Source organism: Anoxybacillus sp. MB8 (assembly GCF_011006755.1).
Classification (GTDB): Bacteria; Bacillota; Bacilli; order Bacillales; family Anoxybacillaceae; genus Anoxybacillus; species Anoxybacillus gonensis.
Map to the genome: position 1 here is coordinate 1 of NZ_RXXX01000001.1, position 25,317 is coordinate 25,317.

Sequence of the window (25,317 nt, forward strand, 5' to 3'; positions counted from 1 at the left end):
AAAGCGCACAAATCAAGCGTTCGTTCACATTCCGTATCAAACGTTTCTTCATCAGTTGCAGTACAAAGCAAAACAGCATGGCATTCGCGTCATCGTGACAGAAGAAAGCTATACATCCAAATGCAGTTTTTTAGACATGGAAGAAATGAAGAAACAAAAACAATACAAAGGAAAGCGAATCAAGCGTGGGCTGTTTCAATCTAAAAATGGAACGCTTATCCACGCAGATGTCAATGGGGCATACAACATTATGAGAAAAGTATTCCCAAAGGCGTTCGCCAATGGGATAGCGGGTGTGGGGTTACACCCCATCCGAGTACATGTCGCTTAAACGACGTGGACGGATAAACAATTTTATTAAAATCTTTATCATTATTCTATGATTTTAATAAAATTGATAACCTAATGAACGTACCGATAGAAAGGGGCGAAAAAATGAAAAAACGAATTTTATTTTGCTTTGCACATCCGGATGACGAAACGTTTACTGTTGGAGGGTTGCTTGCTTCATTAGCGAAACGTGAAGATGTAGAAACCATTGTATATAGCGCGACGCTTGGCGATGCAGGAAAATGTGGGAATCCACCGGTTTGTACAAAAGAAGAATTGCCTCACGTACGTAAAAAAGAATTAGAAGAGGCGACAGCTATTTTAGGTGTCGATCATGTCATTACTGGTACATATCCAGATGGAAAGCTGCCTGAATATGAAGAACAACTTGTCGATTCGATTTGTCATATCATTGAACAGTATAAACCGTCCGTTGTCGTTACGTTTCCGCCACACGGCATTTCCGGTCATCGAGACCATCAAGCGATTCAACGGGCAACGTATCAAGCGGTCAAAGCAATGGATCATATCGTAGAACAGCTCTATTACGTGACTGTCGTCGGTCGTCCGGATCGCTACGGTGATCCGATTGAAAACATTGATATCGTCTTCACGTTTACAGATGAAGAGGCAAAAAAAGTGCGGCAAGCGTTGCTTGTGCACCGTACGCAACATTTATCCGTCGAACGTGTATTTCCAACTGTTCATCATGATTCGTTTCATAAGTTTCAAAATCGCGAATACTTCATCCGCGCATGGTCAAAAGAAAGCGAGCCACCTTATCCATTTTAAAAATAACCTTCGCGTGTAAGCGAAGGTTATTTTTTCACGAAGTATTGATATATGTGGGCGATCGCTTCATTTGCGATCAATTTTTTCCCGTACTCTTCGACACGATAAATCGTTAATGTGGACGGACTACCATATTCAGCCAAAATGGCAACAAAGTTATCTGTTTGAATGACAGATTCAGCAAAATGTAAATAAAAGCGTCCTTCATAACTGTAAAGCGAGCCACCATGGCAACCGAGCGAATAGAGACGCGTCGCTAATTGAATGACATCTTCAAACGTTTGAAATTCGAAAAATATATCATCGCTTTCATCTAGCGTGACTTGCATTTCAATATAATCATCGCTAAACTCATCTTCCTCATCTGTCATCTCACCTTCGCTCGTTACGATGACAACCATCCCCTGTGCCGGTAAAGAGTACACTTCCACAGCGACCGACCCGTTAATTTCAAAGCCGAGCTCTTCACTTGCTTCCTCAATCATATCACGAAATAGCTCATGCACTTTGAACGTATCTTTCCATAAATCTTCTTTCGTTAAACCGCGCTCGACTAAATCGTCAAATGTGAGGAATATTTTAATTTTATTGTAGTTTAAGCGTTCAAGCCGCATAAACATCCCTCCTTACCTACACAGACTTTACTGTTAGCATATGACGAACGAATAAAAACGTTCGTCATATTACTAATGAGTTTACATCGTTTTCTCCCTTTTAGACAAGTATTTTTCATTCGATTTTAGCCATTCATCCCATTGTTCTTTTGATTGTCCGAGAAAATGAGCACCGTACGTTTTTTTCATTTGTTCATCCACTTCGTCAAATGCCCGTCCACCTACTCCAATACGAATGGATGGATACGTTTGTTTCAATTGATCGACAAGTTGTAGCGTCGCCTGTACGTTTTGTTGTAACGTACACGATAAGAATATATAAGATGGCTTCACTTCATCAATGACAATAGGTAAATCATGTTGGTCAATACTTGCCCCTAAATAAATCGTTTCGTACCCTCTTCTACGCAAATATAAGGTGAAAATGAGCAGTCCAAGTTCATGCCATTCGTTCGGTCCACAGACAGAAATCGTCTTCGGCAGCAAGCGGTTTACCGGTAACATCGAAAACGCCATTCCAATTCTTGAACGTAAAAAAGCAGAGGCGAAATGTTCATGTGCACTCGTAATTTTTCCGTTTTCCCATAAGTCCCCAATTCGTACAAGAAGCGGACCTAATATATCGAGTGCCACTTTTTCAACCGTATATAAGCTAAACGCCTCATTTAGCAATTCATGCGCTGTCCACTCTTCAAACGATAAAAGTGCTTGCAACAAACGTTCGCGAAGCCCTGTCACATGATCTTCTGCTTGCACGCGCACTTCTGAAGGTTGTTGTTCTAAAAGAGAGACGGCTTGACTAATCGTAAAACCTTGATTCACTTTATCAACAAGCCATTTTAATATTTGGACTTGTTCCTCCGTATATAGCCGATGCCCAGCTTCGTTACGCGGTGGAGCGATGATTTGATAGCGACGCTCCCATGCTCGCAATGTCCCAGGCTGAATCCCTAACATGTTTGATACGGCTTTGACATTATATTTTCCTTCTTGCGTTGACATATAAAATCCTCCATCTTTCGCATCATTCTGTCAACATTATAGCGAACATGAGGGAGGTGTGTAAAATTTGTATAAGTTTTGCTTAACTTTTATGTTCTAATTCGATCAGATGTGTCTCCGCACGCGCACCTAAACGAAGCGGAAGCGTCGTTGTTCCATATCCGTTGCTAACAAGTAGCATCGTCCCATTCACGTTTTGTAAACGCCCTTTTTCATATAAGCCAAATGGACCAAAACGAATTTGCCCACCGTGCGTATGTCCGCTTAAAACGAGAGAAATGTTATGTTCTGGCTTTATTTTTTGCATGATGCGCGGATCATGGCTAACAACGATGCGAAACGTCGCATCGCCTGCATCACTTAACGCCAAATCAAGCCGATCTCGCCTTTTATTCATATCGTCCACACCAAGCAAAACGATGCGATCACCTTGTTCACTTTCAAATATGACCGCGGTATTATCTAATATTTTCACACCACTTTCAAGCAATAAGGCATCTAATTCATGGTAATCTACTTCATAATCATTATTTCCCCAAACAAAATAGACAGGGCCGAGCTGCTTTAACAATTCGACGTTTTGTTTGACACGTGAGAACGGCACTCCTTTTTCTATTAAATCTCCGCCGATGACGACAAGATCAACTTTTCCTTTCAACGAACGAATGAACGTTTCGGATAAACGCCGCCGATGAATATCTGAAATAAAGAAAATACGAAACCGAGAAAAGCTTTTTGGAAATGTCGGAAACGATAATGACTGAACAATGACCCGATTGCGATGCGCTTCGATCCACATGTAGATGATGAAGCTAACGAACGCTATGACAACATACATCATTTCAATTTTCCCTCTCTTTGTATACACTCATTGACATCATACCATATACGAAAGAAAAGAGAAAAAAAATCACCGTTTTTTCCACATCAATGGTTGCTAATATTATAAACGTTACGAAAACACTGTACGAAAGAAAACATTCTTTTCGATTCATCGTCTCCTTTCGCCATGCCCGTAACGTATGCCAAATGGCTGTGCGAATTAAAACAGCATTGGCGATAAAACCGATCAAAAAACTAACAAGCGCAAAAAATGTTTTCATTGGATCAAAAATCATATCAGTCAAAAGCAATTCAAGTTCAAATGGCTCCACCGTTGGCGTCCAAGCAATCATGAAATAACCACAAATCAAACCGATGATCAAAAAAAGCCACATATGCCTCCCTCCTTTTCTCAACATAAACATATGAATAAAAAAATAAAATGACACAGTGTATACAGACATGTCATGTTTTCATATATATGAATGATGTTTATGAAAAGGAGGCACATTCATGTTTACCACCCGAAAAACGTATTATCCATATACAAGCCCATTCGATCCTTGTCCACCGATCACTCAAAAAACATATGTCACAGCTCCAAATTTATATGTCGGATTTCAACCGCCAAACTTGCCACAATTTTCGCCAAGTGAAGCGTTAAAAAAAGGAACACTATGGAAAATATTTTACGATCCTTATTACAACGCACGTGAAAAAGGAGGGAGAGCAGATGAACCAAATGCCTAAAGAGTATTACGATCTTCTTCATCAACTTCAAGCGATCGATTTTGTGCTCGTTGACTTAGCGCTTTATTTAAATACGCATCCGAACGATTATGAGGCCATTCGGCAATTTAACGAACGATCTTTAGAGCGAAGAAAGTTAAAAAAACAGTTCGAAACACAATTCGGCCCCTTACAGCAATATGGAAATAGCTATTCCCAATATCCATGGGATTGGTCAAAAACACCTTGGCCTTGGCAAGTATAAGGAAGGGAGAAAACATCATGTGGATTTATGAAAAAAAATTACAATACCCTGTACGCGTCAGTACGTGTAATCCGAAGCTTGCGAAATATTTAATTGAACAATATGGCGGAGCAGATGGAGAACTTGCTGCCGCATTACGATATTTGAATCAACGATACACGATACCTAATAAAGTAGTCGGTTTACTGACAGATATCGGAACGGAAGAGTTTGCCCACCTCGAAATGATTGCAACGATGATTTATAAACTAACAAAAGACGCTACACCTGAGCAGTTAAAAGAAGCTGGTTTAGGTGAACATTACGTGAACCACAGTCATGCATTATTTTATCATAACGCAGGAGGAGCGCCGTGGACAGCAACATACATTCAAGCAAAAGGCGATCCCATTGCCGATTTGTATGAAGATATCGCTGCAGAAGAAAAAGCTCGCGCCACGTATCAATGGATCATTGATATGAGCGACGATCCCGATTTAAACGACAGTTTACGCTTTTTACGCGAACGTGAAATCATTCATGCACAACGCTTCCGAGAAGCCGTTGAAATATTGAAAGAAGAGCGAGACCGAAAAAAATTTTTCTAGCTATTTATTTTCATGGTAAAGCGAAATATCATATTTATCTTTTAGCCAAGCATAAAGAATATGTCGGTTTTCCCATGTTTCTTTTTGAAGTAACTCGCTACTTTTTTGAATAAGTTCGCAGCGGAGTGCATGAAAATCTTGCTCCGCTTTTTCGGTTTTCTTTTTATAAAAAGAGACGAGCCAGCCAAATGACGAAATAAATGCAACAAACCAAAAAATACGTTCGTCAATAAGCGCCATCACGACTCGCTCCACAGACGTGCGATGTAAAACGAAAACTGTTTGATATATATACATGCCAAATAAAGCGAGAGAAAATAAAAATAAACTGAATGACCACTTCATTCTTTTTTTCATATCGTCCCATTCTTTTTTGTGAGCGATGATGCGCTGTAAAATGACTTTTGTCACTTCATCTAGTTCCATTGGGAAAATCATAGCCACCCCTACCGATCGTGTTTTACTACGATTGTATGTCCATCGGCAGAGGTGTATACCTTATTTTCCGTTCATATTTGGGATTTTTAATACTTGTCCTTTTTGGAGCTTCGTGCTCGTTAAACGGTTCCATTCTTTAATAAGATCCATTCCTTTTTCATTTCCATAATACTTCATTGCAATGCTATATAACGTTTCATTTTCTTGTACTGTATGATAAATAAAAGACGGCTCTGTTTCATCGGATCCATCTTCCTCTTGTTTTGCTTCATTTTCGAGCGGTTTTCGTTGTGTCATCTCTTCTTTTTGTTGATCGACATCAACGGTCTCATAGCTGTCATCAATCGTCACAACTTGGACTGGACGTTTGTCAACTAAGTGGTATATGCTATAAATCGAAATCGGCAATAAGACGAAAAAGAGCGCAAGAATACGAACGAGTGGGTGTTTTATTTTCCATTTCGTTTTTTTCTTTTTATGCACTTCACTTCGTGGCGGCAAATGAAGTTCGTCGCTTTCTTGTTGCTTATTGATATTTTCCATTTTTTTGCGCAAGTTTTCTGCTTGATCTTCACGCATCGCTATTCACCTCTTTTGTCCGATACCGGATGTGTAACGCTAAAATAAAATCAATGAGAAAGTGGGCAAAAATCGTGACCCATAAATTGCCCGTCCATTCATATATAAAACCAATCCAAAAACTTAAACTAACGACAGCAACAAGAAGAAGCCATCTTCTCCAATAACGAATATGCAATAAACCGAAAATGATGCTCGCAAAAAGTAAGCCAACGTGCGTCTGAATGACACCGCGAAATAACAATTCTTCACAAAATGCAATCATTGCAGTCATGATAAAAATGTGTGGAACCGAGCGAGAACGAAATAGCTTTTCATTAATCCCACCATCATCATACCACTGTTCAGGTACATAACGAATGAGTAAAAAATCGACAAAAAGAACGAGCGCTGCACAACCGCCACCATATAATAATATTTCCCGCACATCCCATTGCCATATCGCAAAAAATGTTGCAGGTGTAAATAAATATATGCCTAATGCGAGCGCCACAAGAAAAATAAGTGCTTGTGTGAAATACAAGTGATATACTATTTCCTGTTCACTTATTTGATTGGCAATCTCCATTTGTTTTTTTATCATTTGTTTTCCACCTTTATCGAAAACATCGCCCGAAGCTCTTCCCGCCATGGACGTAACTGTATTTGTTGCATATGTTTTGCGGGGGCATTTACGTATATATGGGCGCCACATCGGTCACAACACCGTTCATTCGGAAGGGGTTGTTGTTCAAAATACGAAAGCATCGCACGCCGGCGACAAGTTTGTTCGTGTACCCATCGTTGCATAAATATCCATTTGTTCATTTTTTCTTTTTTTCTTTGCTCGATATGGGCATACAGTTGTTTTGCTAATATGTTCACATCTTCTTGAACACTCATTTGTTCTAACCAATATAAAAGAAGCCGTTGTTGTACATCTGTTAATCCCGTCTCTTTCTGTCCATGACGTAAAGCGTCCAGCGCATAAACGATTTGCTCTTTTGTCGGAAATTCCGCATCGATCATCGCTTGTCCGAGTTGCTCGTCTCCTGGCGCATACAATAATATCGCGATGCTTTCGTTTCCATCTCGCCCGGCGCGTCCAATTTCTTGCCAATATGCTTCCGGTTGCGTTGGCAAATGAAAATGAATGACGAAGCGAACGTTCGGTTTATCAACACCCATTCCAAACGCATTCGTACAACAAATGACGTCTAACTGATCATAAACAAACTGTTGTTGAATAAGAAGTCGCTGTTCGCCATCCATGCCTCCATGATAGTAACCGACACGATAATCTCCATGTAACATGTCTGCTAACGTTTCTGCCCATTGCCGACTCGATACATAAACGATGCCTGGCTTAGGCAATATAGCGATCAGTTGTTTTAACGTTTCCATTTTCTCTTCTAACGTATGAACGTATTGAACATATAAGCAAATGTTCGTTCGATCAAGTGGATACATATGCTGTTTCACTCGATCAAGTTTAAGCGTTGCGACAATATCATCAATCACTTGGCGAGTGGCCGTTGCTGTTAGCGCTAAACAAGGCGGGTTGCCAAGCGTTTCGCGAAGAAGACCGAGCTTTAAAAAATCAGGACGAAAATCGTGTCCCCATTGTGAAATGCAATGCGCTTCATCTACAACAAACAACGAAATGTTTATACGCGTTAGCGCTTCAATAAGCAAGGGAGATTGTAAAATTTCAGGCGAAGCGTAAATAAAACGGTACGATGCTAATTCATGCAGCACGTCTTTTTTTTCGCGATAGGAAAGAAAACGATTCAGTGCGACAACACGTTTTTCACCGCGATTTTTAAGCTGTTGTACTTGGTCTTCCATAAGGGAGACGAGCGGTGAAATAATTAGCACACTACCGTCCAATATGTAGCCAGGAAGCTGATAACAAAGCGACTTCCCCCCACCGGTCGGGAGCATAGCGACACAATTTCGTCCATGAAGCACATCTTCAATAATTTCTTTCTGTCCGATGCGAAACGAATCGTAGCCAAATCGCTCCTTTAATATGTTAATCATCTTCCTGATCCCACCTTGCTAACGCGAGCCGAATTTCAAAATAAGAAACATCTGGCAATGCTTCTTTCATTGCCCGCAATTTTTTCGTTTTTAATTGTCGTGCCTGTTGTATAATGCGCTTACGTTTATCCTCATCTAAAAACGGCATCGTCACAAATGACGGCACATATGTCGCGATTTCTACAACATGATCTTCAATCGTCCCTTTTTTCAATCGACGCAACTCGGCAATTTGTTCAAGTGAATATCCTTCTTTTAACATTTCCCAAGTTTTTTGGGCTGAGCTTGTTAATTGTGTGCGCATTTGTTCACGCAACGAAAAAAGAAGCGGAAAGTTTTCCTTTTCTTTTTCTGTCGTCTCAAGTATAAAATGCAACACATTTTGAAACGATAGCGATACAGCTACATCTTCTTCTTTGATCGCATAAGCAATTTGTTCGTTCGTCCATCCGATGCGCGCATGGCTTGTCAACCGCCAAACAAAAATGTTTGCGTCTTTTTCTTCTACACGGCTGAGTAGCTCATACATTTCTTCATATAGCGACCGAGCGATCGTCTGCATATGTTTATGTTGAAACAACCACTGCTTTACAAATGATTGAATGCGCTCATCGCGATGGATAGGCTCAAATGGTGTGCGATGAATGATGTTTGTGACCGTTTGAATAAGCAAAGAAAGCCGTTTCCAAAATAAAGATGATTCATTCATATATTTCCATCCATCCACGTAAGGAGGAAAAGCAAAATAATGAAGCTCCTCTTTTCCGCTTGAGGTGATGCGATATATATGCTCGTCCACTTTGTGAATCCATCCGTTAGCTTCTAATTTGCGTGCCATATGGAGCAAACGAGAACGATCAATCGGCACGGTTCCAAATAGACGACTAACGTTGTACCACTTGCTATCTTGTAGCGTTTGCGCCGTTTTTTTCCCGTTCAGCAAATGGTCAATCGCAGCGAGTGACCGCTCGCCGCGAAAACGATCGATACAAAACAAAACGATGTGTTGTAACATGCAACATTCACTCCATTTTCCCTTTCATTTTACCAGATTAAGCGAAAGGATGTGAGGGAAAACTATGCACTGATAAGCATTTTCATTGGAGTTTTTTATTGAAAAGTTGTCGGAACACATTTATTATAAAAGTGTGAGGAATACGTTTCCAACGTTTCATATGAAGCGATTGGTTCCATATAATTAAGGAGGGTCATTGTATGCCAAAGTACACAATTGTTGACAAAGAAACATGTATTGCCTGTGGTGCGTGTGGAGCAGCTGCACCAGATATTTACGATTACGATGATGAAGGCATTGCGTACGTTACATTAGACGACAACCAAGGCATTGTAGAAGTGCCAGACGTATTAATCGATGATATGATGGATGCGTTTGAAGGCTGTCCAACAGACTCGATCAAAGTCGCGGACGAGCCATTTGATGGCGATCCAAACAAATTTGAATAAGAGCATCGAAGGGCAAACTTCACATGAAGCTTGCCCTTTTCTTCTTTTCAATCATTGTCACCACTTGTCCAATCGACTATAATAAAAAAGTATACATAATGAAAAGGAGGAATTTGGCATGGCGTTTGAAAACAAAGTTGTTGAAGCGTTTATTGAAATTCCAACAGGCAGCCAAAACAAATACGAATATGACAAAGAGCGTGGTGTGTTTAAGCTCGATCGCGTCTTATATTCACCGATGTTTTATCCTGCTGAATACGGTTATTTGGAAAATACACTTGCGTTAGACGGCGATCCACTTGATATTTTAGTGATCGTCACAAACCCAACATTCCCTGGTTGCGTGATCGAAACGCGTGTGCTCGGCTACTTAAACATGGTAGACGGCGGTGAAGAAGATGCAAAATTAATCGGCGTTCCTGTTGATGACCCTCGCTTTGCTGATGTACGCAGCCTTGAAGATCTTCCACAACATAAGTTAAAAGAAATCGCTCATTTCTTTGAACGTTACAAAGACTTAGAAGGAAAGAAAACAGAAATTGGCACGTGGGAAGGTCCGGAAGCAGCAGCGAAACTTATTGACGAATGCATCGCTCGCTACAATGAACAAAATAAATAATGTCACGTTTGAAGCTGGCTTTTCGCCAGCTTTTTGTCTTTTTTCCGAACATTCATATATAAAAACGCTTTCATTTGTATGACCTTTCCGAAAGTTATTGACACATGTATACGGTTATGTTAAATTATCAGAAATTTAAAAACTTATGATTTGAAAGGAGCGGATATTTGTGGTTCGCATTTTAGTATCTGATGCGATGAGCGAAGAAGGTCTTGCCCCACTTCTTGCTGATCCAACGATTGAAGTCGTACAAAAGAAAGTCACAGAAGTAGAAGATGAGCTTGACACATTTGATGCGTTGCTCGTTCGTAGCGCAACGAAAGTCACAGAACAACTCCTTCAAAACATGCCGAATTTAAAAATTGTTGGGCGTGCTGGAGTCGGCGTCGACAATATCGACGTTGACGCAGCGACACGATACGGTGTCGTCGTCATTAACGCTCCAAATGGCAATACGATTTCTACAGCGGAACATACATTTGCGATGATGGCTTCATTAGTGCGCCGTATTCCACAAGCGCACATTTCAGTCAAATCACGTGAATGGAATCGTTCCGCTTTCGTCGGTGTCGAGTTATTCGGAAAACATTTAGGAATCATTGGCTTCGGGCGCATCGGTTCTGAAGTAGCGAAACGGGCGCGCGCGTTCGGTATGCACGTCCATGTGTACGACCCATTTTTGACGAAAGCACGGGCAGAAAAAATTGGCGTCGATGTTTGCACGCTTGATGAATTGCTTGCGCAAGCGGATATCATTACGGTACATACACCGCTTACAAAAGAAACGAAAGGTCTTCTCGGCCCAAAAAACTTAGCAAAAACGAAAAAAGGAGTCTATTTAATTAACTGCGCGCGCGGTGGAATTATCGATGAACAAGCACTTCTTTCGTTTTTAGAAAACGGACACGTGGCAGGCGTCGCCCTCGATGTATTTGAACAAGAGCCGCCAGGAGATCATCCGCTTCTTTCGTTTGATAACGTTATCGTCACTCCGCATCTTGGGGCATCAACGATCGAGGCGCAAGTGAATGTCGCGACACAAGTCGCCGAAGAAGTATTAAAATTTTTACAAGGAAAACCGGTCACATCGTCCATCAACTTACCGACATTATCAAAAGATGTATACGAAAAAATTCAAGCGTTTTATACATTAGCTCGCAAAATGGGCATTGTCGCTTCCCAATATATGAGCGAACCTGTACAAGAAATTGCAATTACGTATTCCGGTTCCGTCGCCGATTTAGAAACGACATTTATTACACGTAGCTTGCTCGCTGGATTTTTAAAACCGCGCGTCGCTTCAACAGTCAATGAAGTGAATGCGGCAATGATCGCTAAAGAGCGCGGTATCGCCTTTAGCGAAAAGTTTTCAGCTAATGGCAATGACTATAACAACAGCATTACATTAACGGTATATGGCGAAAACAAAACGTTTACGATGAAAGGAACGCACATCGCCCACTATGGCGATCGCATCGTTCATTTTAACGGCTTTGCGATCGACTTTGCACCAGAAGGACACTTACTATACATTCAACATCATGACAAACCAGGAATGATCGGAAAAGTCGGAAACATTTTAGGCGACCATCAAGTAAACATTGCAACGATGCAAGTCGGTCGCCAAGAAGCGGGCGGAAAAGCGATTATGATGCTTTCGCTCGATAAACCGCTCGATGATGCACTCGTTGAAATACTTGAGAAAATTGACGATATTGACGTTGTAAAGAGATTGGAAGTATAAAAGGTTCAGCCTCGTGGCTGAACCTTTTTTATCCAAGCGGAACGGCTTTTCGTTGTCCTTTCGAAAACGTCATAATTTCCGTGTAACCGACTGTTTTTGCGAGAGCGATCGCTCGATCATAATCCGCTCCGACATCTTGAGGAACGTGCGCATCAGACGATAACACAATCGGAATGCCTTTGTCATAGCACATTTGCAGTAGACGAGGATCAGGGTATAGCTCTCCGACTGGTTTACGCAATCCTGCGGTACTAATTTCTACGCACGTTTTCGAGTTTGCTAATGCTGTCGTTGCCCGATCGTACTGTTCAAGCAAAAATTCCTCATTTTCTGGCACGTATTTAAAAATTTTTACTAAATCTAAATGACCGATGATATCGAATAAGTTCGATTCAGCTAACGTCACGACTTGATCGAAATATTTTCGGTATGTATCATATAGATCACGACGATCCCATTCTTTTCGAAACTCAGCTAAATCAATGCCGAAGTCATCCACCCAATGAATCGAGCCGATGACATAGTCAAAATCATAAGCGCGAATAAATTGCGCCATTTCTTCATGTTTACCTGGCGTGTAGTCCATTTCAATCGACATTTTCACATCAATTCCAGCATTCCACGCTTCGTGAAATAAACGAACATAATCAGCCATATCATAATAACGGCGCTCTTCAATCCACGCATTCGATAAAATGTTTTTCGTTTGATAAAAGTGATACGCATGTTCGGAAATACCAAAATGTTCAATGCCTTTTCGCGCGGCTTCGTCCGTAAATTTCTTCAAATAGTCGAGCGTCAACGTCCCGCGCTCTAAATGATTATGGTAATCTGTTAACATTGTTCTCTCCCCCTCTCTCGTATTGTTTTACATTATATAGCACATCTCTCTCTTTTTCTAGTTATTTAAACCAACAAGAAACAATAAATGAATGCACGCGGCCATACCAACAACAACGAGCACTCGTTTCATCATATCTTCCATCGTCTATTCCCTCCCGTTTGCTATAACCATATATGTTGTATGCAAAAATACGAACGGTTAGAACGATAGAAGGTTACATTTTACAATGGGATAAAAAAGTGGTCCAGCGAGCGATTGCAAGAAATGTTGTTGTGCCCGATCATAGCTAATAAGCACACACGTAGCTGGACCAGCAGAAGCATATAGCGGAAGGGAACAACGAAGTGGTCGTTCCCCATGCAGAAGCTTCCACTCATGCCATATTCCTTTTGAGCCAACTGGAATGATTTCATATACACTATCTAACTGCAACAACGTGCGAAATAACGAAAGCGGAATGATCCGATCTTTTTTTTGTATAACCGCCTCACCAACGAGCGGCTCGCCAATGACCGCCCAACATGCATCATTTGGCGTAACATTTATCCTTTTTTCTGTTTTGCGCACCGTGCCGACAGCTACAAAACCGACAGCTGATTGCATGAGCGGCATATTTGATTCGCTACTTCCTGTTATAGGGAGCGACAACTGCAATTCTTCCATCGTTTGTTGAACGCCTGCGACAAGTGCATGCCATGCATGGTCGTTCACAAAATTTTGTAAAACAAAAGCTTTTGGTGTGGCCCCTATACTCATCAATTCCATCCATGCTACTCGCGCGCCGTAGTACGCAACAACATCGTATGGTACATTTACAACATCATCTTGTTTTAAGCCAATGCCACCCGAACAATCTGTCGCCAAAACGAGTTCGTTTTCTTCATCAAGCGGCACACATAATACGTCACGCATGCCGTTCCCCCCATACTCGTTGCAACGTTTTGGAAACGACAACAGCAATCGCTACATTGACTCCCGTAGCTAGTGCAAGAGAAGGGATGATGGAAAGTACAAATGCTGGGCTTATGATCCATACAAAAGGCAACGGTGCAATTAGTGCATTACCGATAAAAAAACATACATAACTAGAAATGAACCATCCTCTTCTCATCAACAAGCCGACAACGTATAAAAGAGCTGCCATTTCCACCGCCACAAGTATATGAAAAGGCCCAAGCGGAAATCCGCCAAATAGGGCCGATACAATATGCCCAACACTTGCAACGACCGCCGCAGCTGTTGGACCGAGCAAAAGCGCAGCAACAACCGCCGGTGCACTATCTAATGCAATGCTTCCAATTGTAAATGGAATTTTTATAAGTGAACCGATGACAGATAAACTAATAAACATAATGAGCAACGTGAAACGCCTCATCATGATTCACCCTTTTTTTCATTTTTATCACGAAACACGATGGCGCTTCGCTCATATTCTACGTCTTTTACGTGTAAACGAGCGTTAACAACGCGTGCAATCGCAAATAAATAGTCTGATAAACGATTCATATATTGTAAGACGACTTCATTCGTTTGTTGTTGCTTCATCAGCGCAACGACACAACGTTCTGCTCTTCGCGTCACGGTACGTGCCATATGCAAAGCTGCTGCTTGTGGTGAACCTCCCGGCAAAATAAACCGTTCAAGCGGCGGCGCTTGTTGAATATATGCATCGATGCGTTCTTCTAAAAACGTCACCATTTCCGCTTTTACTTTGTATGGTATTTTTTCACCGACAATAGCTAAATCACCGCCACAATCAAACAGTTCATGTTGAATGCGTTGCAATTCTTCATAAATGTCGCGAAATTTCTCATCCTGTAATAACGTCATTGCCCAACCGATGACAGAATTCGCTTCATCAATCGTTCCGTACGCTTCAACACGTACATCGTTTTTATCGACTCGCCCTCCAACTAAACTCGTTTGCCCTTTATCGCCTGTTTTTGTATATAATTTCATGTTCTCCCTCCTATTTGATTCGTTCATTGATTCCACACCATACGTAATCGACACGGTTGCATATGCTCGCTAACTGTTGATACGTCCAGCCAACGATATCTCTCCATGCTCGTTCATGCGCATCGATCGGCACGATACCTTGCCCAATATCGCAACCGATCCAAACGACCGTCCGTTCTCCCGCTTGTTCCCATTGCTTCCACGCACACATATACGATCGGATCGCTTCTTTTTCATCGTCCGTATAAGGAGAAAAATATTCGCGAATCCAATGTTCTATTCCTTCAAGCACAACAACAGATGCAGTTTCTTCATATGGAAGCGGAAACATATTTTCATATGCACAATACCAACTGTATGATGTATGCGCGAATGAATAATGGGCATTTACCCATTTTCGCTTCCCTTGAAATGCACCGCCGCTAACGAAATGCATCGCTTTCTCTCCTTCCATCGTTCCTTCGTATTATAAAGCGTCACTCCTTCGCCAAACGGAACGTGCCATTCCCAAAACGGACGGATGTCCGGTGCGTACTTCGATAATATATAACGAATCACACCGCCGTGCGTCACAACGACAACATGTGAAACGGATCGATGAATCGCATCGCTAACGGCTTGTTCAATACGAGCTTCAAACTGAGCAAACGTCTCACCGTTTGGAGGCGCATAGCGAAACGGATCGTCTAACCAACGACGATACGCCTTGACCGTTTGCAATTGTTCATACGTTTTTCCTTCAAAATCACCAAAATTTAGTTCTCGCCAACGATAAGAACATTCAATGACGTGATTCGGAAACAACAAATGCGCCGTTTGGCGACAACGAAGCAAATCGCTTGTCATGACGATTTCTGCCTTCAGCTCATGCGACACATTTTTCGGCTGAATTACTGGCACATTCGTCCAACCGATATATTGTTTCGCTTCATTTTCTTTCGTTACAAAATGGCGAACGTATGTAATAGCCAAATGACGAGCCATAAAAACGTTTCGCCTCCTTCAACAAACGCCCCAAGCACATCGCCTGTAATTCCACCAAATTGCTTCACAGCAAATGCACGCGCGACAACATAAAACAACATAAGCGCCAAAAACAATATGATCGTTTCACGCGATAACAAAACAATGAATGCGTACACCATAACGAAAGGTACGTAGCGGTGATCGACATGTTGACGAAATGCGGCTGCCATTCCTGTTTGTTTCGCAAGCGGGGCCGTCAATAAAAGCAACGTCATGCCAAGACGTGAAAGTAACGGAATGCAAAAAAGAGAAAACAACGACATGTGCGCAACGGTCTCAAACAGAAAAACGAAACGGAAACTAAGTAAAAATAAAATGGAGAGCACCGCAAACGCCCCGACGCGCGAATCGCTCATAATCTCCAGACGGCGCTGTCGATCGCGATATGAAAAATACGCATCGCTGCAATCCATCCATCCGTCAGCATGCAAACCTCCGGAAAGAAAGATAGAAAAAAACATGAGCAAAAATGATAAGACGAGCATAGACACATGATGAAACATGAACATGTACAAAGCAACGAGAAACGCTCCAATCACCGCACCGACGAACGGAAACGACAGAACAGCTGCGCGTGCTGTTCGTTCATTCCAGTCCACTTGCATACGAAGCGGAAACACAGTTAAAAATTGCGCAGCCAACATTACACCACGCCACATGGCCATCTTCCTTTCTTTACAATCGGCAATCCGTAACGCATCAAAATCGCCACATCGCTTAATGTAACAAGATGTTGATGTAATAAACCAAGACCGTGCATATACATATACGTTCCTCGTTCATTAGGTACACCATCATAAAACACTTCGTTACTTACAATGATTAGTCCTTTAGCTTTGTCACCTAACTGTTTCATTTGTTGAACGATGCGCGGTACTTTTCCATGTACATCCCATATATGATCGCGAAACAACTCATTTGCCCATAAATTCGTCAAGCAATCAAGCAGGATGATATCGCGTTTACAAAACATATAAATGATGCGATCGAGATCATACGGTTGTTCCCACGTTTGCCACCGATCACGTTTTCGTTGCTTTTGATGATGCGCAATGCGCACTTCCATTTCTTCATCTGTGCGCATCGCTGTCGCAATATAATGAAGCGAGTCTGTCGTTTCCGCCATCGTTTTTGCACATTGTTCTGCAAATGAAGATTTTCCGCTACGCACCCCACCGCTAATAAATACGATCATTTATTCCACCGCCTTAAACAAAGCAGGAGACGATCGTTCTCTTCTTTCGTTCGAATCGCCAAACGGACATATTTTCCGTCCAGTCCTTGAAAATTAAACGTATGGCGAACGACCATGCCGTGTTGCAACAAAAAAGGAAAAAGCGTCATCGTCTCATCATGCAACATATAAAAATTCACAACAGACGGTGAATAGCGATAACCGAGCTCAGTAAACTGTGAAAATATTCGTTTTCGCTCTGAAGCGATGTATGTTTTTGTTCGTTCGACAAATGCCTCATCGTTCAATAATTGTTTTCCGATTTGTTGAGCGATCGTGTTCACGCTCCATGGCGGTTGCTTTTCCGTTAACTTTTTTACGACATGCTCATGCGCTAACACATAACCAAGCCGTGCACCTGCCAATCGGTACATTTTCGTTAATGACCGTAGCACAATTAAACGATCAAATGTGTGCAAAAAAGAAGAAACAGAATAACCATCGAGCCAAAAATCGTAAAACGCTTCATCGACAATAACATATACCCCTTCATCATTTGCTGCTTTTAATAAAGCATACATCGTTTCTTTCGGCCATATCGTGCCTGTTGGATTGTTCGGATGACAAACGAATAGCGCGTGTAAAGACGGCAAGCTTTCTATCATTTGTTCGATCGGTGGTTGCCAATGTTCATCTAACATAAACGAATGAACGATACAACCGTAAGCTTCACATGCGCGACGATATTCTGTAAACGTCGGCTCAATGACGCCAATATGTTGACCGGCAAATTGTTCAGCAAGTAAATAAATGCATTGGGCAGCACCATTTCCGACAAATACATGGCTGCGCGCGATACGCTCTCGTTCAGCAATCATCGTTTGAAGCGACTCACTTCGCTCCTCTGGATACTCGCTCATCCAACGTAACCACTGCTGTTCTGTTAGTATATATTCGTACTGCATTGGATTGACATTGACGCTAAAATCAATATATGAGCTCGGCATATTCATTTGCATCGCTTCATATAAGCGATGTGGATTAGCCCCATGTGCAGGCAAACGCAAGCAAACTCCCTCCTATCGTAAAAGCAACGGTCGTGCGTATCATGATTGCCACCGCTCGTTTAATGTGCCAAGAAGAAAGCGGAACAGACGCATCTCCAATCGTTGGTCGGACGGATACGACACCGTGATATGTGTTTACTCCTCCGAGTTGAACATGTAACAACGCGGCCATCGCCGCTTCGCACCATCCGCTATTTGGACTCGGGTGATTGCGGGCATCGCGAAATAATAGTTTCCATTCTCGTTTGTTCGCACGATGAACAAACAGCATAACGAACGCGGTTAGTCTAGCAGGAATGTAATTAAGCACATCATCAAATCGAGCCGATGCCCAACCAAATTGAGCATATCGCTCGTTTTTATAGCCGAGCATCGAATCGCACGTATTTACAGCGCGATACAACATCGCTAACGCTCCTCCGCCAATAAAAGCATAAAAAAGAGGGGCAGTTACTCCATCGCTCGTATTTTCAGCTACTGTTTCCACGCATGCACGTACGATCCCTTCTTGTTGTAACGTTTTTGTATCACGCCCGACAATCATTCCCACGTTTTTTCGCGCTTCATCAATATCCCCTCTTTCTAACGGATCGAGGACATCGTACGCTGCGTTCGCTAAACTGGTTGGCGCAATTGAAGTAAAAATGATCATTGCTTCAATGAATATGCCGAATATAAACGAAAGTCGGTAGGCGCTAGCAATCAGTCCGTAACTTATGATCAACGTCACCGTACAAACGACAAAAAGCGTGAATATTCCTTTTCCTTTTTTCCATCTTCCTTTGTTCAAACGACGATCCATGAACGCAATCATTTGTCCAATCCAACAAACAGGATGAAACCGACGAGGATCAGCAAATATGCGATCGAGCAAAAGCGCAAGCCACACCGCCCATATGTGCGTCATCGACTGTCACCCTTTCGCTTTCGGTAGCGATCAATGGCTGTTTGCGTCGCTTCATATACAAGACGAGCGATTTGTTTACCGATCGATGTAATCGTTCCAGCGTATTCATAATACGTTCCTTGTTGAGACGCAGCGATGACCGTCGAATCTGTCGATGTTCCTGTCGCAATTGTGTAGGTTTGGGGATCGATGACTTGTTTATCATACAGCGCCTTTGCTTTTGCTTCTGTTGCGGTCATTAACGCCTGCACAAACGCAGCTTCTGATAAGTGCGCATCAATAAAAATAAACGTATTAATCGTTCCCGGAGAAGCGACTACATCTGTCCGGCGCCACGCCTGTGCACTATCAACCGCATTTCCAACCCCAGCTGTTACGGCAACAAAAAGGCGAACATCTTCATAAACAGACGCAAACGCGACATCATTTACACAAACAGCGGTCATCATCCCAATGGTCCACTGCTCATCAAAACCGTGTTGTCGCAAAAATTGAATCATCTCTTCCTTTGCATCATCACAACGATAATCAAGCGGAACATGCCGATTGACAAACGTCGTTGCCCAGCGCGTTCCACCGCCAACGAGCGCAGAGGAAAGCACTTTAAACGGTTTCGCTGTTTCAATGACGATCATCGTTTCATTTTGCTTGACATGCCATAGCACATCATTCATAGGCTGCTCTAAAAACGGAACGAACGTCACAAGCGGTTTTGGCAACACCGGATGCTCATATCGTTTCATGTTTGTTTCAAATACGGATGCAATCATCGATTCATTTAACAACTCTTTCGGTGTACCGCATGCAACGGCTTCTCCATCTCGCAAAAAAAGAAGCCGATCGCAATAAAGCGATGCAATGTTTATATCATGAAAAATAGCAATGATCGTCAGCTGCGATTGCTTTAACAAATTAAGCAATTTAAATTGTTGTGCCACATCCATATGGTTCGTCGGTTCATCTAGGAGCAATACGCGCGGTTGTTGCGCCAGCGCTCGAGCAAGTGCAGCGCGCTGACGTTCTCCACCGCTTAATTGCTCTAATAAAGCGTGTTGTTTATGCGCCAATGTCACCGCATGGAGTGAATCACTAACGACTTGCTCATCTTCCTTTGTCCATTTCGGAAAAAGAGTTGATTGATAAGGATAGCGACCGAGCTCAACCATTTCTTTCACTGTATATCCAAACGAAACATCTGTATGTTGCGGCAGCGCAGCAATCAGTTTTGCATATTGTTTCGGCTTATATGTTTCAATATGTTGACCACAAACAAAAATATCCCCTTGCTGTAATGCAAGTTCGCGACTTAACAATTTCATTAGCGTCGTTTTTCCTGATCCGTTCGGACCTAAAATACCGAAAAACTCTCCTTCATATACTGTAAATGAAACATGTCGTAATACTTGTTTTTCACCATATCGATACGAAACGTCCTTCACATCAATCATGTTGATCCCGTCTTCCGTCTTAAACTTTTAAACAACAATATCGCAAATAAAGGGGCACCGATGAGAGAAGTAATGACCCCGATCGGCAATTCTCGCGGTGAAACGATCGTTCGCGCGACGACATCCGCTAATACTAAAAACGTTCCGCCGTATAAAAAGGAGAGCGGCAACAATTTTCGATGATTCGCCCCGCAAATGAGACGAGTCATATGCGGAATAACGAGCCCGACAAATCCGATCGTTCCCGATACAGCTACCGCTGCTCCTGTAAGCAAGGAAGCGCTAAGTAAAATCGCTAGCTTTTTTTGTAATAAATGTACGCCAATATTGGCAGCGACCCGCTCACCGAATGAAAAGGCGTTTAACTCGCGAATATGTGCAAATAAACCGAGAGAACCGACGATAAAAAACGGAACAAATAAAGACACGTACGACCAGCCGCGCATCGCGACGCTCCCCATGAGCCAGCTAATGACTTGACGCAACTCTTCGCCGCTAAAAGCAACCATAAGCGAAATGAGCGAGCCGAAAAACGCATTCATGATAATGCCGATTAAAACAATCGTCTCCATCGCCATATTTCGTTCCGCAAGCCGCGCAAATAATAAAACAAACAATAATGTCACGAGCGCAAATATAATGCTGACGATCGGGAGCGTAAAACGCCCGAGAATCGAAAACTGAAGATGAAAGAAAAAGACGAGCACTGCGCCAACGGCTGCCCCAGACGATACCCCGATGGTATACGGATCGGCAAGAACGTTTTTCAAAAGCCCTTGAAACGCTACCCCTGCAAGTGCTAAAGATGCCCCGATCAGAAAGGCGAGTATGACTCTCGGTAAACGAATCGCAACAATAATTTGCGAAACGGTGGCAGGAACATTTGTCGGCGTATGAAACAACTGATGTAATAGCGTCTCCCATATAGAAGAAAAGGGAATCGATTGTGATCCAATCGATACCCCTAATAACAAGGCAATCGTTGCAATAAGCGATGCGCTCATGTAATTATTTAAAAATGTCTGGATAAACGACTTTGGCAATTTCTTCGACCCCTTCAGCTAAACGTGGTCCTGGACGAGAAACTAAATCAGAATTCACATCGTATACTCGTTTATTTTTAATTGCAGGGACATCTTTCCAAGCTGGGCGAGCGAGCACTTGCTCGACAGCGTTCGGTGTGTAATAACCGTATGTCGTAATAATGACATCTGGATTTAGCGCCACTGCATCTTCTTCTGTAAACATCGGCCATCCTTCTTGATCGCCTGCTGCATTTTTCGCATGAATGATCGTTAACATTTCATCCATAAATGTTCCTTTTCCAGCGGTATAAATTTCAGGTGCAGGAGAAACTTCCACCCAAACGGTTGCTTCTTCTTTTACTTCTTTTGCTTTTTCCGCAATGGCATCAATTTTTTGCTTCATTTGTTGCACAACATCGGCTGCCTCTTTCTCTTTCCCTGTCGCCTTCCCGATCAGTTCAATCGATGCATATACATCGTTGAACGATGTGGCGTTTGGCACTACAATCACTGTAATGCCCGCATCTTTTAATTGCTTTAATCCTTCCTCAGAATTGTGAGCGCTTGATGCATGCGCAAGCACAACGTCTGGTTGAAGTGAAATAATTTTTTCAACATTAAACTCCATGCCACCAACTTTTTCTTTGTTTTTCACATCTTCTGGATAGTTATCAAAATCGCTTACACCGACAATTTTGTCACCAAGCCCTAACGCGTATGCAATTTCTGTATTGCTCGGAATGAGCGAAACGATTTTTGTCGGTTCTTTTTCAATCGTGACATCGCCAACCGCATCTTTTACCGTAACCGGAAATGCAGCCTCCTCTGTTTTCGCCTCTTGCTTCGTTTCTTTCGCTGGCTCCGCGTTATTGCTGCACGCTACTAATCCGAGCGTCAATACGAGCGCAAGAAGCCACACATATTGTTTCCATTTCTTCATCGTTTTTCCCCCTTTTATGTATGTCAAATAAAAAAGCTCATCCCAAATGGAATGAGCTAGAAACAACAAAAGACAATAACTTCCCCTTGTCGTTTCGCCGTCTCACTCCCCGAAGACGCGAATGACGGTGCAAAAAGGCAGGTCTACTGACTTATGCGTCATCCTACTTTGAAGCCTTCCCGTACGAATGGTACAGTGGCGGTTTTCATTTCGTCAGCATTTACAGTTGCGGGGACAGTTCTGGACTTGCACCAGATTCCCTATTAAGTCTACTAGGTTGCCCGTTCGACACCTTTTTGCAACGAACGTATGTAATTGTCGAACAATTTCTACGTTTCTATCATAGCGAAAAACGTCACTGATGACAACAAAAATTTTCTACTTCAATGGCAATGTAAACGTAAACGTCGTTCCTTCTCCTAGTTTGCTATGGACAGCAATCGTTCCTTTATGCGCTTCAACGATGTTTTTCGCAATCGCAAGACCTAAACCTGTACCTGAGCGACCGCGCGTGCGTGCTTTATCCGCTTTATAAAAACGCTCAAACACAAACGGCAAATCTTCTTCTGCGATGCCTGAGCCAGAATCTTGCACAGAGATGCGCACGACTTCTTCCCCCGCATCGACAATGACACGTACTTCGCCACCATCATCCGTATGCCGAAGCGCATTGTCAATTAAATTCGTCAACACTTGTTCAATGCGGTCAGGATCGAATGAAACGATGAGCTCATCGTTCATTTCAACAAGCAAATGAACTCCTTTTTCTTTCGCTAACGCTTGAAACTTATGAATGATGCGCTCGATATACGGTCTAAGCGGCACTTGTTCTTCATGAAGCGTTAAATGCCCTGCTTCCATGCGCGCTAAATCAAGCAAATCGTTCACAAGGCGACCCATGCGCAACGATTCGTCGTAAATCACCTTTGCCAATTCTTTTTTCTCTTCATCTGTCGCCGCAATATCATCGACGATCGCTTCACTATACCCTTGCAACATCGCAATCGGTGTGCGCAACTCATGCGAGACGTTTGCGATAAAATCTTTGCGCAACTTATCAAGCCGTCGTTCCTCCGTCATATCCCGAAGCACCGCAACGGCTCCCCGAATGACCTTGCCGTTGTATAACGGCGTCATAACAATGACCCAATTGCGACCTTGTAAAGCCATTTCTATCGCTTGTTCTTTTTCCTCCGCGACCGCTTTCTTAAACAATTCATTCACTTTAGGAGGAAGTGGCAATAAATTATCGCTTTGTCCTTGCTCGTAGTACCACGCTTGTAAAAATCGGTCAGCTGGTGGATTTGTAATGAGCACTTCGCCGTTTCGATTGAATGTAATGACACCATCAGCCATGCTACTTAAAATGCTTGCTAATTGCTCCTTTTCTTGATTTAACGCATTAATATGAAACTGCAACTGCCGTCCCATTTGATTAAAAGCCATCGCCAGTTCCCCAATTTCATCATGCGTGACGATCGGCACTTTTGAATCAAATTTTCCACGCGCAATTTCAAATGCTACTTGTCTCATTTTTCGAAGCGGAGCTGTAATGCGTGTAGATAAGAAAAAGGCAAACACGGTCGTTAACACAATGGCGATAAACGCGGCAAGAAAAATAAATTTTGTCGTCTGTCTTGTCGTTTCTTCGACCGCTTTTAACGACTGATATACAAATACCGCGCCATTTCCATCCGATGTATAAAGCGGAACACCGACAATAAATAGCTCGTTATATTCGTCGTTTCGCATCGTTTGATTTGGCATAAGCGTCCGTTTCACTACTTTTTTCCCATCAAATACGCGCCCTAACTGTTGATCTTGCTGAATGAATGATAGTGGCAAATCAGGAAGGTTTTTATTTGGTGAATACCAATAATGATGATCATCGATAATGATCATTAACTTCGATACATCATCCACCATCGTCCACGCAATGGAGCGCGCAAACTGCTCGTCATGTTCAGCGACAACACGAGCCACTTTTGTCGCTTGTTGGGTAAGCTGATCACTTGTTTTTTCTAAATAATATTTTTCAAAAAAACCGAGCAATAAGACGGTTAAAATAAAAAGGACGAAAGCAACAAGCAACAAAATCGTCAGCCATAGTTTGCCGACTACACTACGCCATAACGCCATCATTCATTCACGACCTCAAATTTATACCCGACACCCCAAACGGTGACGATCATTTTCGCTGCAGCTGGCGACACTTTATTTAGTTTTTCACGCAATCGCTTGACGTGTGTATCCACTGTGCGCAAGTCGCCAAAAAATTCGTAATGCCATACTTCTTTTAACAACTGTTCACGGTCAAACACTTTATCTGGCGATTTCGCTAAAAAGTGAAGCAACTCATATTCTTTCGGAGTTAAACTGACTTCATGTCCATCCGCTGTCACACGATGAGCATCATGATCAATTGTTAAATGCGGGAACACAAGCACATCCCGTGCTGTCGTATCTGTCGGTACATATGGAGAGTTGGCTGTGCGACGAAGCAACGCTTTTACACGAAGCACCACTTCACGCGGACTGAACGGTTTTACGATATAATCGTCCGTTCCTGCTTCAAACCCTTGCACGCGGTTCGCTTCCTCTCCTTTTGCTGTCAACATAATGACAGGCGTTGCTTTTTTCTCACGCAACTGTTTACATACTTCAATCCCATCTTTTCCTGGTAACATGAGATCAAGCAAAATTAAATCATAATCATTTTCAATGGCTAACGCTAGCGCTTCTTCGCCGTTTTCCGCCTCATCAATGACATATTGTTCACGTTCTAAATACATGCGAAGCAAGCGGCGAATTCGTTCTTCATCATCCACAACTAAAATTTTAATTTCCTTCTCCATGATGTCATACCTCCTCCTTTTCTATTGTACAAAACCGCCAAACTTTTTTCTACTTCTCGTGAAGA

32 protein-coding genes and 1 riboswitch are annotated in these 25,317 nt (G+C 42.4%); of the genes, 8 read left to right on the plus strand and 24 right to left on the minus strand.

The annotated features are described in order from the left end of the window. Nucleotides 1-331: zinc ribbon domain-containing protein (locus EKC99_RS00005; protein ID WP_163149696.1), on the plus strand; the 331-nt coding region annotated here is incomplete at its 5' end. 104 nt (nucleotides 332-435) lie between these two features. Beyond that, on the plus strand, nucleotides 436-1,122 hold the full coding sequence (locus EKC99_RS00010; RefSeq protein ID WP_163149699.1) for a PIG-L deacetylase family protein: 687 nt from the start codon (nucleotides 436-438) through the stop codon (nucleotides 1,120-1,122). Between the two features lie 26 nt (nucleotides 1,123-1,148). Here the strand turns inward: EKC99_RS00010 and EKC99_RS00015 are convergent, their stop codons facing one another. The 4 genes from EKC99_RS00015 to EKC99_RS00030 form a co-directional block, all read right to left on the minus strand. Continuing rightward, on the minus strand, nucleotides 1,149-1,736 hold the full coding sequence (locus EKC99_RS00015) for a genetic competence negative regulator (protein ID WP_009373715.1): 588 nt from the start codon (nucleotides 1,734-1,736) through the stop codon (nucleotides 1,149-1,151). Nucleotides 1,737-1,817: 81 nt separating this feature from the next. Continuing rightward, complete coding sequence (locus tag EKC99_RS00020; RefSeq protein WP_009373717.1) at nucleotides 1,818-2,738, minus strand: MerR family transcriptional regulator; 921 nt, start codon at nucleotides 2,736-2,738, stop codon at nucleotides 1,818-1,820. Nucleotides 2,739-2,820: 82 nt separating this feature from the next. Beyond that, complete coding sequence (locus EKC99_RS00025) at nucleotides 2,821-3,579, minus strand: metallophosphoesterase (protein WP_163149702.1); 759 nt, start codon at nucleotides 3,577-3,579, stop codon at nucleotides 2,821-2,823. A 1-nt stretch (nucleotide 3,580) separates the two neighbouring features. Next, the gene (locus tag EKC99_RS00030; RefSeq protein ID WP_035066950.1) at nucleotides 3,581-3,955 is read right to left on the minus strand and encodes a hypothetical protein; all 375 of its coding nucleotides are present in this window, start codon (nucleotides 3,953-3,955) and stop codon (nucleotides 3,581-3,583) included. A 118-nt stretch (nucleotides 3,956-4,073) separates the two neighbouring features. On the opposite strand from EKC99_RS00030, the gene EKC99_RS00035 reads away from it, so the two are divergent. From EKC99_RS00035 to EKC99_RS00045, 3 genes are read left to right on the plus strand one after another with little or no spacing between them, the layout of a single operon-like run. Further along, nucleotides 4,074-4,310 carry a spore coat associated protein CotJA gene (locus EKC99_RS00035; RefSeq protein ID WP_009373723.1) on the plus strand — a complete coding sequence of 79 codons (237 nt, stop codon included), beginning with the start codon at nucleotides 4,074-4,076 and terminating at the stop codon, nucleotides 4,308-4,310. Beyond that, nucleotides 4,294-4,554, plus strand: coding sequence for a spore coat protein CotJB (locus EKC99_RS00040; RefSeq protein WP_009373725.1), 261 nt, complete (start codon nucleotides 4,294-4,296; stop codon nucleotides 4,552-4,554). The genes EKC99_RS00035 and EKC99_RS00040 overlap by 17 nt, the downstream gene beginning before the upstream one ends. Before the next feature lie 17 nt (nucleotides 4,555-4,571). Further along, complete coding sequence (locus EKC99_RS00045; RefSeq protein WP_163149705.1) at nucleotides 4,572-5,141, plus strand: manganese catalase family protein; 570 nt, start codon at nucleotides 4,572-4,574, stop codon at nucleotides 5,139-5,141. Here EKC99_RS00045 and EKC99_RS00050 read toward each other — a convergent pair whose 3' ends face one another. The 5 genes from EKC99_RS00050 to EKC99_RS00070 are packed head-to-tail and all read right to left on the minus strand — an operon-like array spanning nucleotide 5,142 to nucleotide 9,195. Next, nucleotides 5,142-5,579 carry a YpbF family protein gene (locus tag EKC99_RS00050; protein WP_163149708.1) on the minus strand — a complete coding sequence of 146 codons (438 nt, stop codon included), beginning with the start codon at nucleotides 5,577-5,579 and terminating at the stop codon, nucleotides 5,142-5,144. A gap of 60 nt (nucleotides 5,580-5,639) precedes the next feature. Beyond that, entirely contained in the window at nucleotides 5,640-6,158 is a 519-nt protein-coding gene (locus EKC99_RS00055) for a LysM peptidoglycan-binding domain-containing protein (RefSeq protein ID WP_163149711.1), read from the minus strand. Beyond that, nucleotides 6,151-6,741, minus strand: a complete 591-nt coding sequence (locus EKC99_RS00060; RefSeq protein ID WP_163149714.1) for a CPBP family intramembrane glutamic endopeptidase — start codon at nucleotides 6,739-6,741, stop codon at nucleotides 6,151-6,153. Before EKC99_RS00060 ends, EKC99_RS00055 begins: the two co-directional genes overlap by 8 nt. Then, on the minus strand, nucleotides 6,738-8,180 hold the full coding sequence (locus tag EKC99_RS00065) for a RecQ family ATP-dependent DNA helicase (RefSeq protein WP_163149717.1): 1,443 nt from the start codon (nucleotides 8,178-8,180) through the stop codon (nucleotides 6,738-6,740). Before EKC99_RS00065 ends, EKC99_RS00060 begins: the two co-directional genes overlap by 4 nt. Further along, entirely contained in the window at nucleotides 8,173-9,195 is a 1,023-nt protein-coding gene (locus tag EKC99_RS00070; RefSeq protein ID WP_163149720.1) for a YpbB family protein, read from the minus strand. Before EKC99_RS00070 ends, EKC99_RS00065 begins: the two co-directional genes overlap by 8 nt. Nucleotides 9,196-9,395: 200 nt before the next feature. Between EKC99_RS00070 and EKC99_RS00075 the strand changes: the two genes are divergently transcribed. The 3 genes from EKC99_RS00075 (at nucleotide 9,396) to serA (ending at nucleotide 12,007) form a co-directional block, all read left to right on the plus strand. Next, nucleotides 9,396-9,644 (plus strand): ferredoxin, encoded by a 249-nt coding sequence (locus tag EKC99_RS00075; RefSeq protein ID WP_003394452.1) that lies wholly within the window; start codon nucleotides 9,396-9,398, stop codon nucleotides 9,642-9,644. Nucleotides 9,645-9,762: 118 nt separating this feature from the next. Continuing rightward, nucleotides 9,763-10,263: an inorganic diphosphatase gene (locus EKC99_RS00080; protein ID WP_019418534.1), complete on the plus strand. Its 501-nt coding sequence runs from the start codon at nucleotides 9,763-9,765 to the stop codon at nucleotides 10,261-10,263. 169 nt (nucleotides 10,264-10,432) lie between these two features. Next, nucleotides 10,433-12,007, plus strand: coding sequence for a phosphoglycerate dehydrogenase (serA, locus tag EKC99_RS00085; RefSeq protein ID WP_163149723.1), 1,575 nt, complete (start codon nucleotides 10,433-10,435; stop codon nucleotides 12,005-12,007). 28 nt (nucleotides 12,008-12,035) lie between these two features. Here serA and EKC99_RS00090 read toward each other — a convergent pair whose 3' ends face one another. The 15 genes from EKC99_RS00090 to EKC99_RS00160 all read right to left on the minus strand — a co-directional run bounded on the left by EKC99_RS00090 (nucleotide 12,036) and on the right by EKC99_RS00160 (nucleotide 25,252). Beyond that, nucleotides 12,036-12,848, minus strand: coding sequence for a histidinol-phosphatase (locus tag EKC99_RS00090; RefSeq protein WP_042535528.1), 813 nt, complete (start codon nucleotides 12,846-12,848; stop codon nucleotides 12,036-12,038). A gap of 201 nt (nucleotides 12,849-13,049) precedes the next feature. Then, on the minus strand, nucleotides 13,050-13,763 hold the full coding sequence (locus EKC99_RS00095; protein WP_042535526.1) for a hypothetical protein: 714 nt from the start codon (nucleotides 13,761-13,763) through the stop codon (nucleotides 13,050-13,052). Next, nucleotides 13,756-14,226 carry an ECF transporter S component gene (locus tag EKC99_RS00100; protein ID WP_084220334.1) on the minus strand — a complete coding sequence of 157 codons (471 nt, stop codon included), beginning with the start codon at nucleotides 14,224-14,226 and terminating at the stop codon, nucleotides 13,756-13,758. The genes EKC99_RS00095 and EKC99_RS00100 overlap by 8 nt, the downstream gene beginning before the upstream one ends. Beyond that, complete coding sequence (locus tag EKC99_RS00105; RefSeq protein ID WP_021094536.1) at nucleotides 14,226-14,810, minus strand: cob(I)yrinic acid a,c-diamide adenosyltransferase; 585 nt, start codon at nucleotides 14,808-14,810, stop codon at nucleotides 14,226-14,228. Before EKC99_RS00105 ends, EKC99_RS00100 begins: the two co-directional genes overlap by 1 nt. A gap of 10 nt (nucleotides 14,811-14,820) precedes the next feature. Next, nucleotides 14,821-15,246 carry a bifunctional adenosylcobinamide kinase/adenosylcobinamide-phosphate guanylyltransferase gene (locus EKC99_RS00110; protein WP_163149728.1) on the minus strand — a complete coding sequence of 142 codons (426 nt, stop codon included), beginning with the start codon at nucleotides 15,244-15,246 and terminating at the stop codon, nucleotides 14,821-14,823. Beyond that, complete coding sequence (locus tag EKC99_RS00115) at nucleotides 15,198-15,794, minus strand: histidine phosphatase family protein (protein WP_163149731.1); 597 nt, start codon at nucleotides 15,792-15,794, stop codon at nucleotides 15,198-15,200. Before EKC99_RS00115 ends, EKC99_RS00110 begins: the two co-directional genes overlap by 49 nt. After that, the gene (locus EKC99_RS00120; RefSeq protein ID WP_163149733.1) at nucleotides 15,752-16,501 is read right to left on the minus strand and encodes an adenosylcobinamide-GDP ribazoletransferase; all 750 of its coding nucleotides are present in this window, start codon (nucleotides 16,499-16,501) and stop codon (nucleotides 15,752-15,754) included. Before EKC99_RS00120 ends, EKC99_RS00115 begins: the two co-directional genes overlap by 43 nt. After that, a complete protein-coding gene (locus EKC99_RS00125; protein WP_163149736.1) occupies nucleotides 16,480-17,031 on the minus strand; it encodes a bifunctional adenosylcobinamide kinase/adenosylcobinamide-phosphate guanylyltransferase in 552 nt (183 codons plus the stop codon). Before EKC99_RS00125 ends, EKC99_RS00120 begins: the two co-directional genes overlap by 22 nt. Continuing rightward, on the minus strand, nucleotides 17,028-18,077 hold the full coding sequence (cobD, locus tag EKC99_RS00130; protein WP_163149740.1) for a threonine-phosphate decarboxylase CobD: 1,050 nt from the start codon (nucleotides 18,075-18,077) through the stop codon (nucleotides 17,028-17,030). Before cobD ends, EKC99_RS00125 begins: the two co-directional genes overlap by 4 nt. Next, on the minus strand, nucleotides 18,052-18,984 hold the full coding sequence (gene cbiB, locus EKC99_RS00135) for an adenosylcobinamide-phosphate synthase CbiB (protein WP_163149743.1): 933 nt from the start codon (nucleotides 18,982-18,984) through the stop codon (nucleotides 18,052-18,054). The genes cobD and cbiB overlap by 26 nt, the downstream gene beginning before the upstream one ends. Continuing rightward, nucleotides 18,981-20,432, minus strand: a complete 1,452-nt coding sequence (locus EKC99_RS00140) for an adenosylcobinamide amidohydrolase (RefSeq protein WP_205597776.1) — start codon at nucleotides 20,430-20,432, stop codon at nucleotides 18,981-18,983. Before EKC99_RS00140 ends, cbiB begins: the two co-directional genes overlap by 4 nt. Beyond that, nucleotides 20,429-21,475, minus strand: a complete 1,047-nt coding sequence (locus EKC99_RS00145) for a FecCD family ABC transporter permease (protein ID WP_163149746.1) — start codon at nucleotides 21,473-21,475, stop codon at nucleotides 20,429-20,431. Before EKC99_RS00145 ends, EKC99_RS00140 begins: the two co-directional genes overlap by 4 nt. Beyond that, nucleotides 21,441-22,397 (minus strand): ABC transporter substrate-binding protein, encoded by a 957-nt coding sequence (locus tag EKC99_RS00150; protein WP_163149749.1) that lies wholly within the window; start codon nucleotides 22,395-22,397, stop codon nucleotides 21,441-21,443. Before EKC99_RS00150 ends, EKC99_RS00145 begins: the two co-directional genes overlap by 35 nt. Before the next feature lie 119 nt (nucleotides 22,398-22,516). After that, nucleotides 22,517-22,708: riboswitch (cobalamin riboswitch) on the minus strand. Between the two features lie 67 nt (nucleotides 22,709-22,775). Further along, complete coding sequence (locus tag EKC99_RS00155; protein ID WP_163149752.1) at nucleotides 22,776-24,539, minus strand: ATP-binding protein; 1,764 nt, start codon at nucleotides 24,537-24,539, stop codon at nucleotides 22,776-22,778. After that, nucleotides 24,536-25,252: a response regulator transcription factor gene (locus tag EKC99_RS00160; RefSeq protein ID WP_009373760.1), complete on the minus strand. Its 717-nt coding sequence runs from the start codon at nucleotides 25,250-25,252 to the stop codon at nucleotides 24,536-24,538. The genes EKC99_RS00155 and EKC99_RS00160 overlap by 4 nt, the downstream gene beginning before the upstream one ends. Nucleotides 25,253-25,317: the final 65 nt, after the last annotated feature.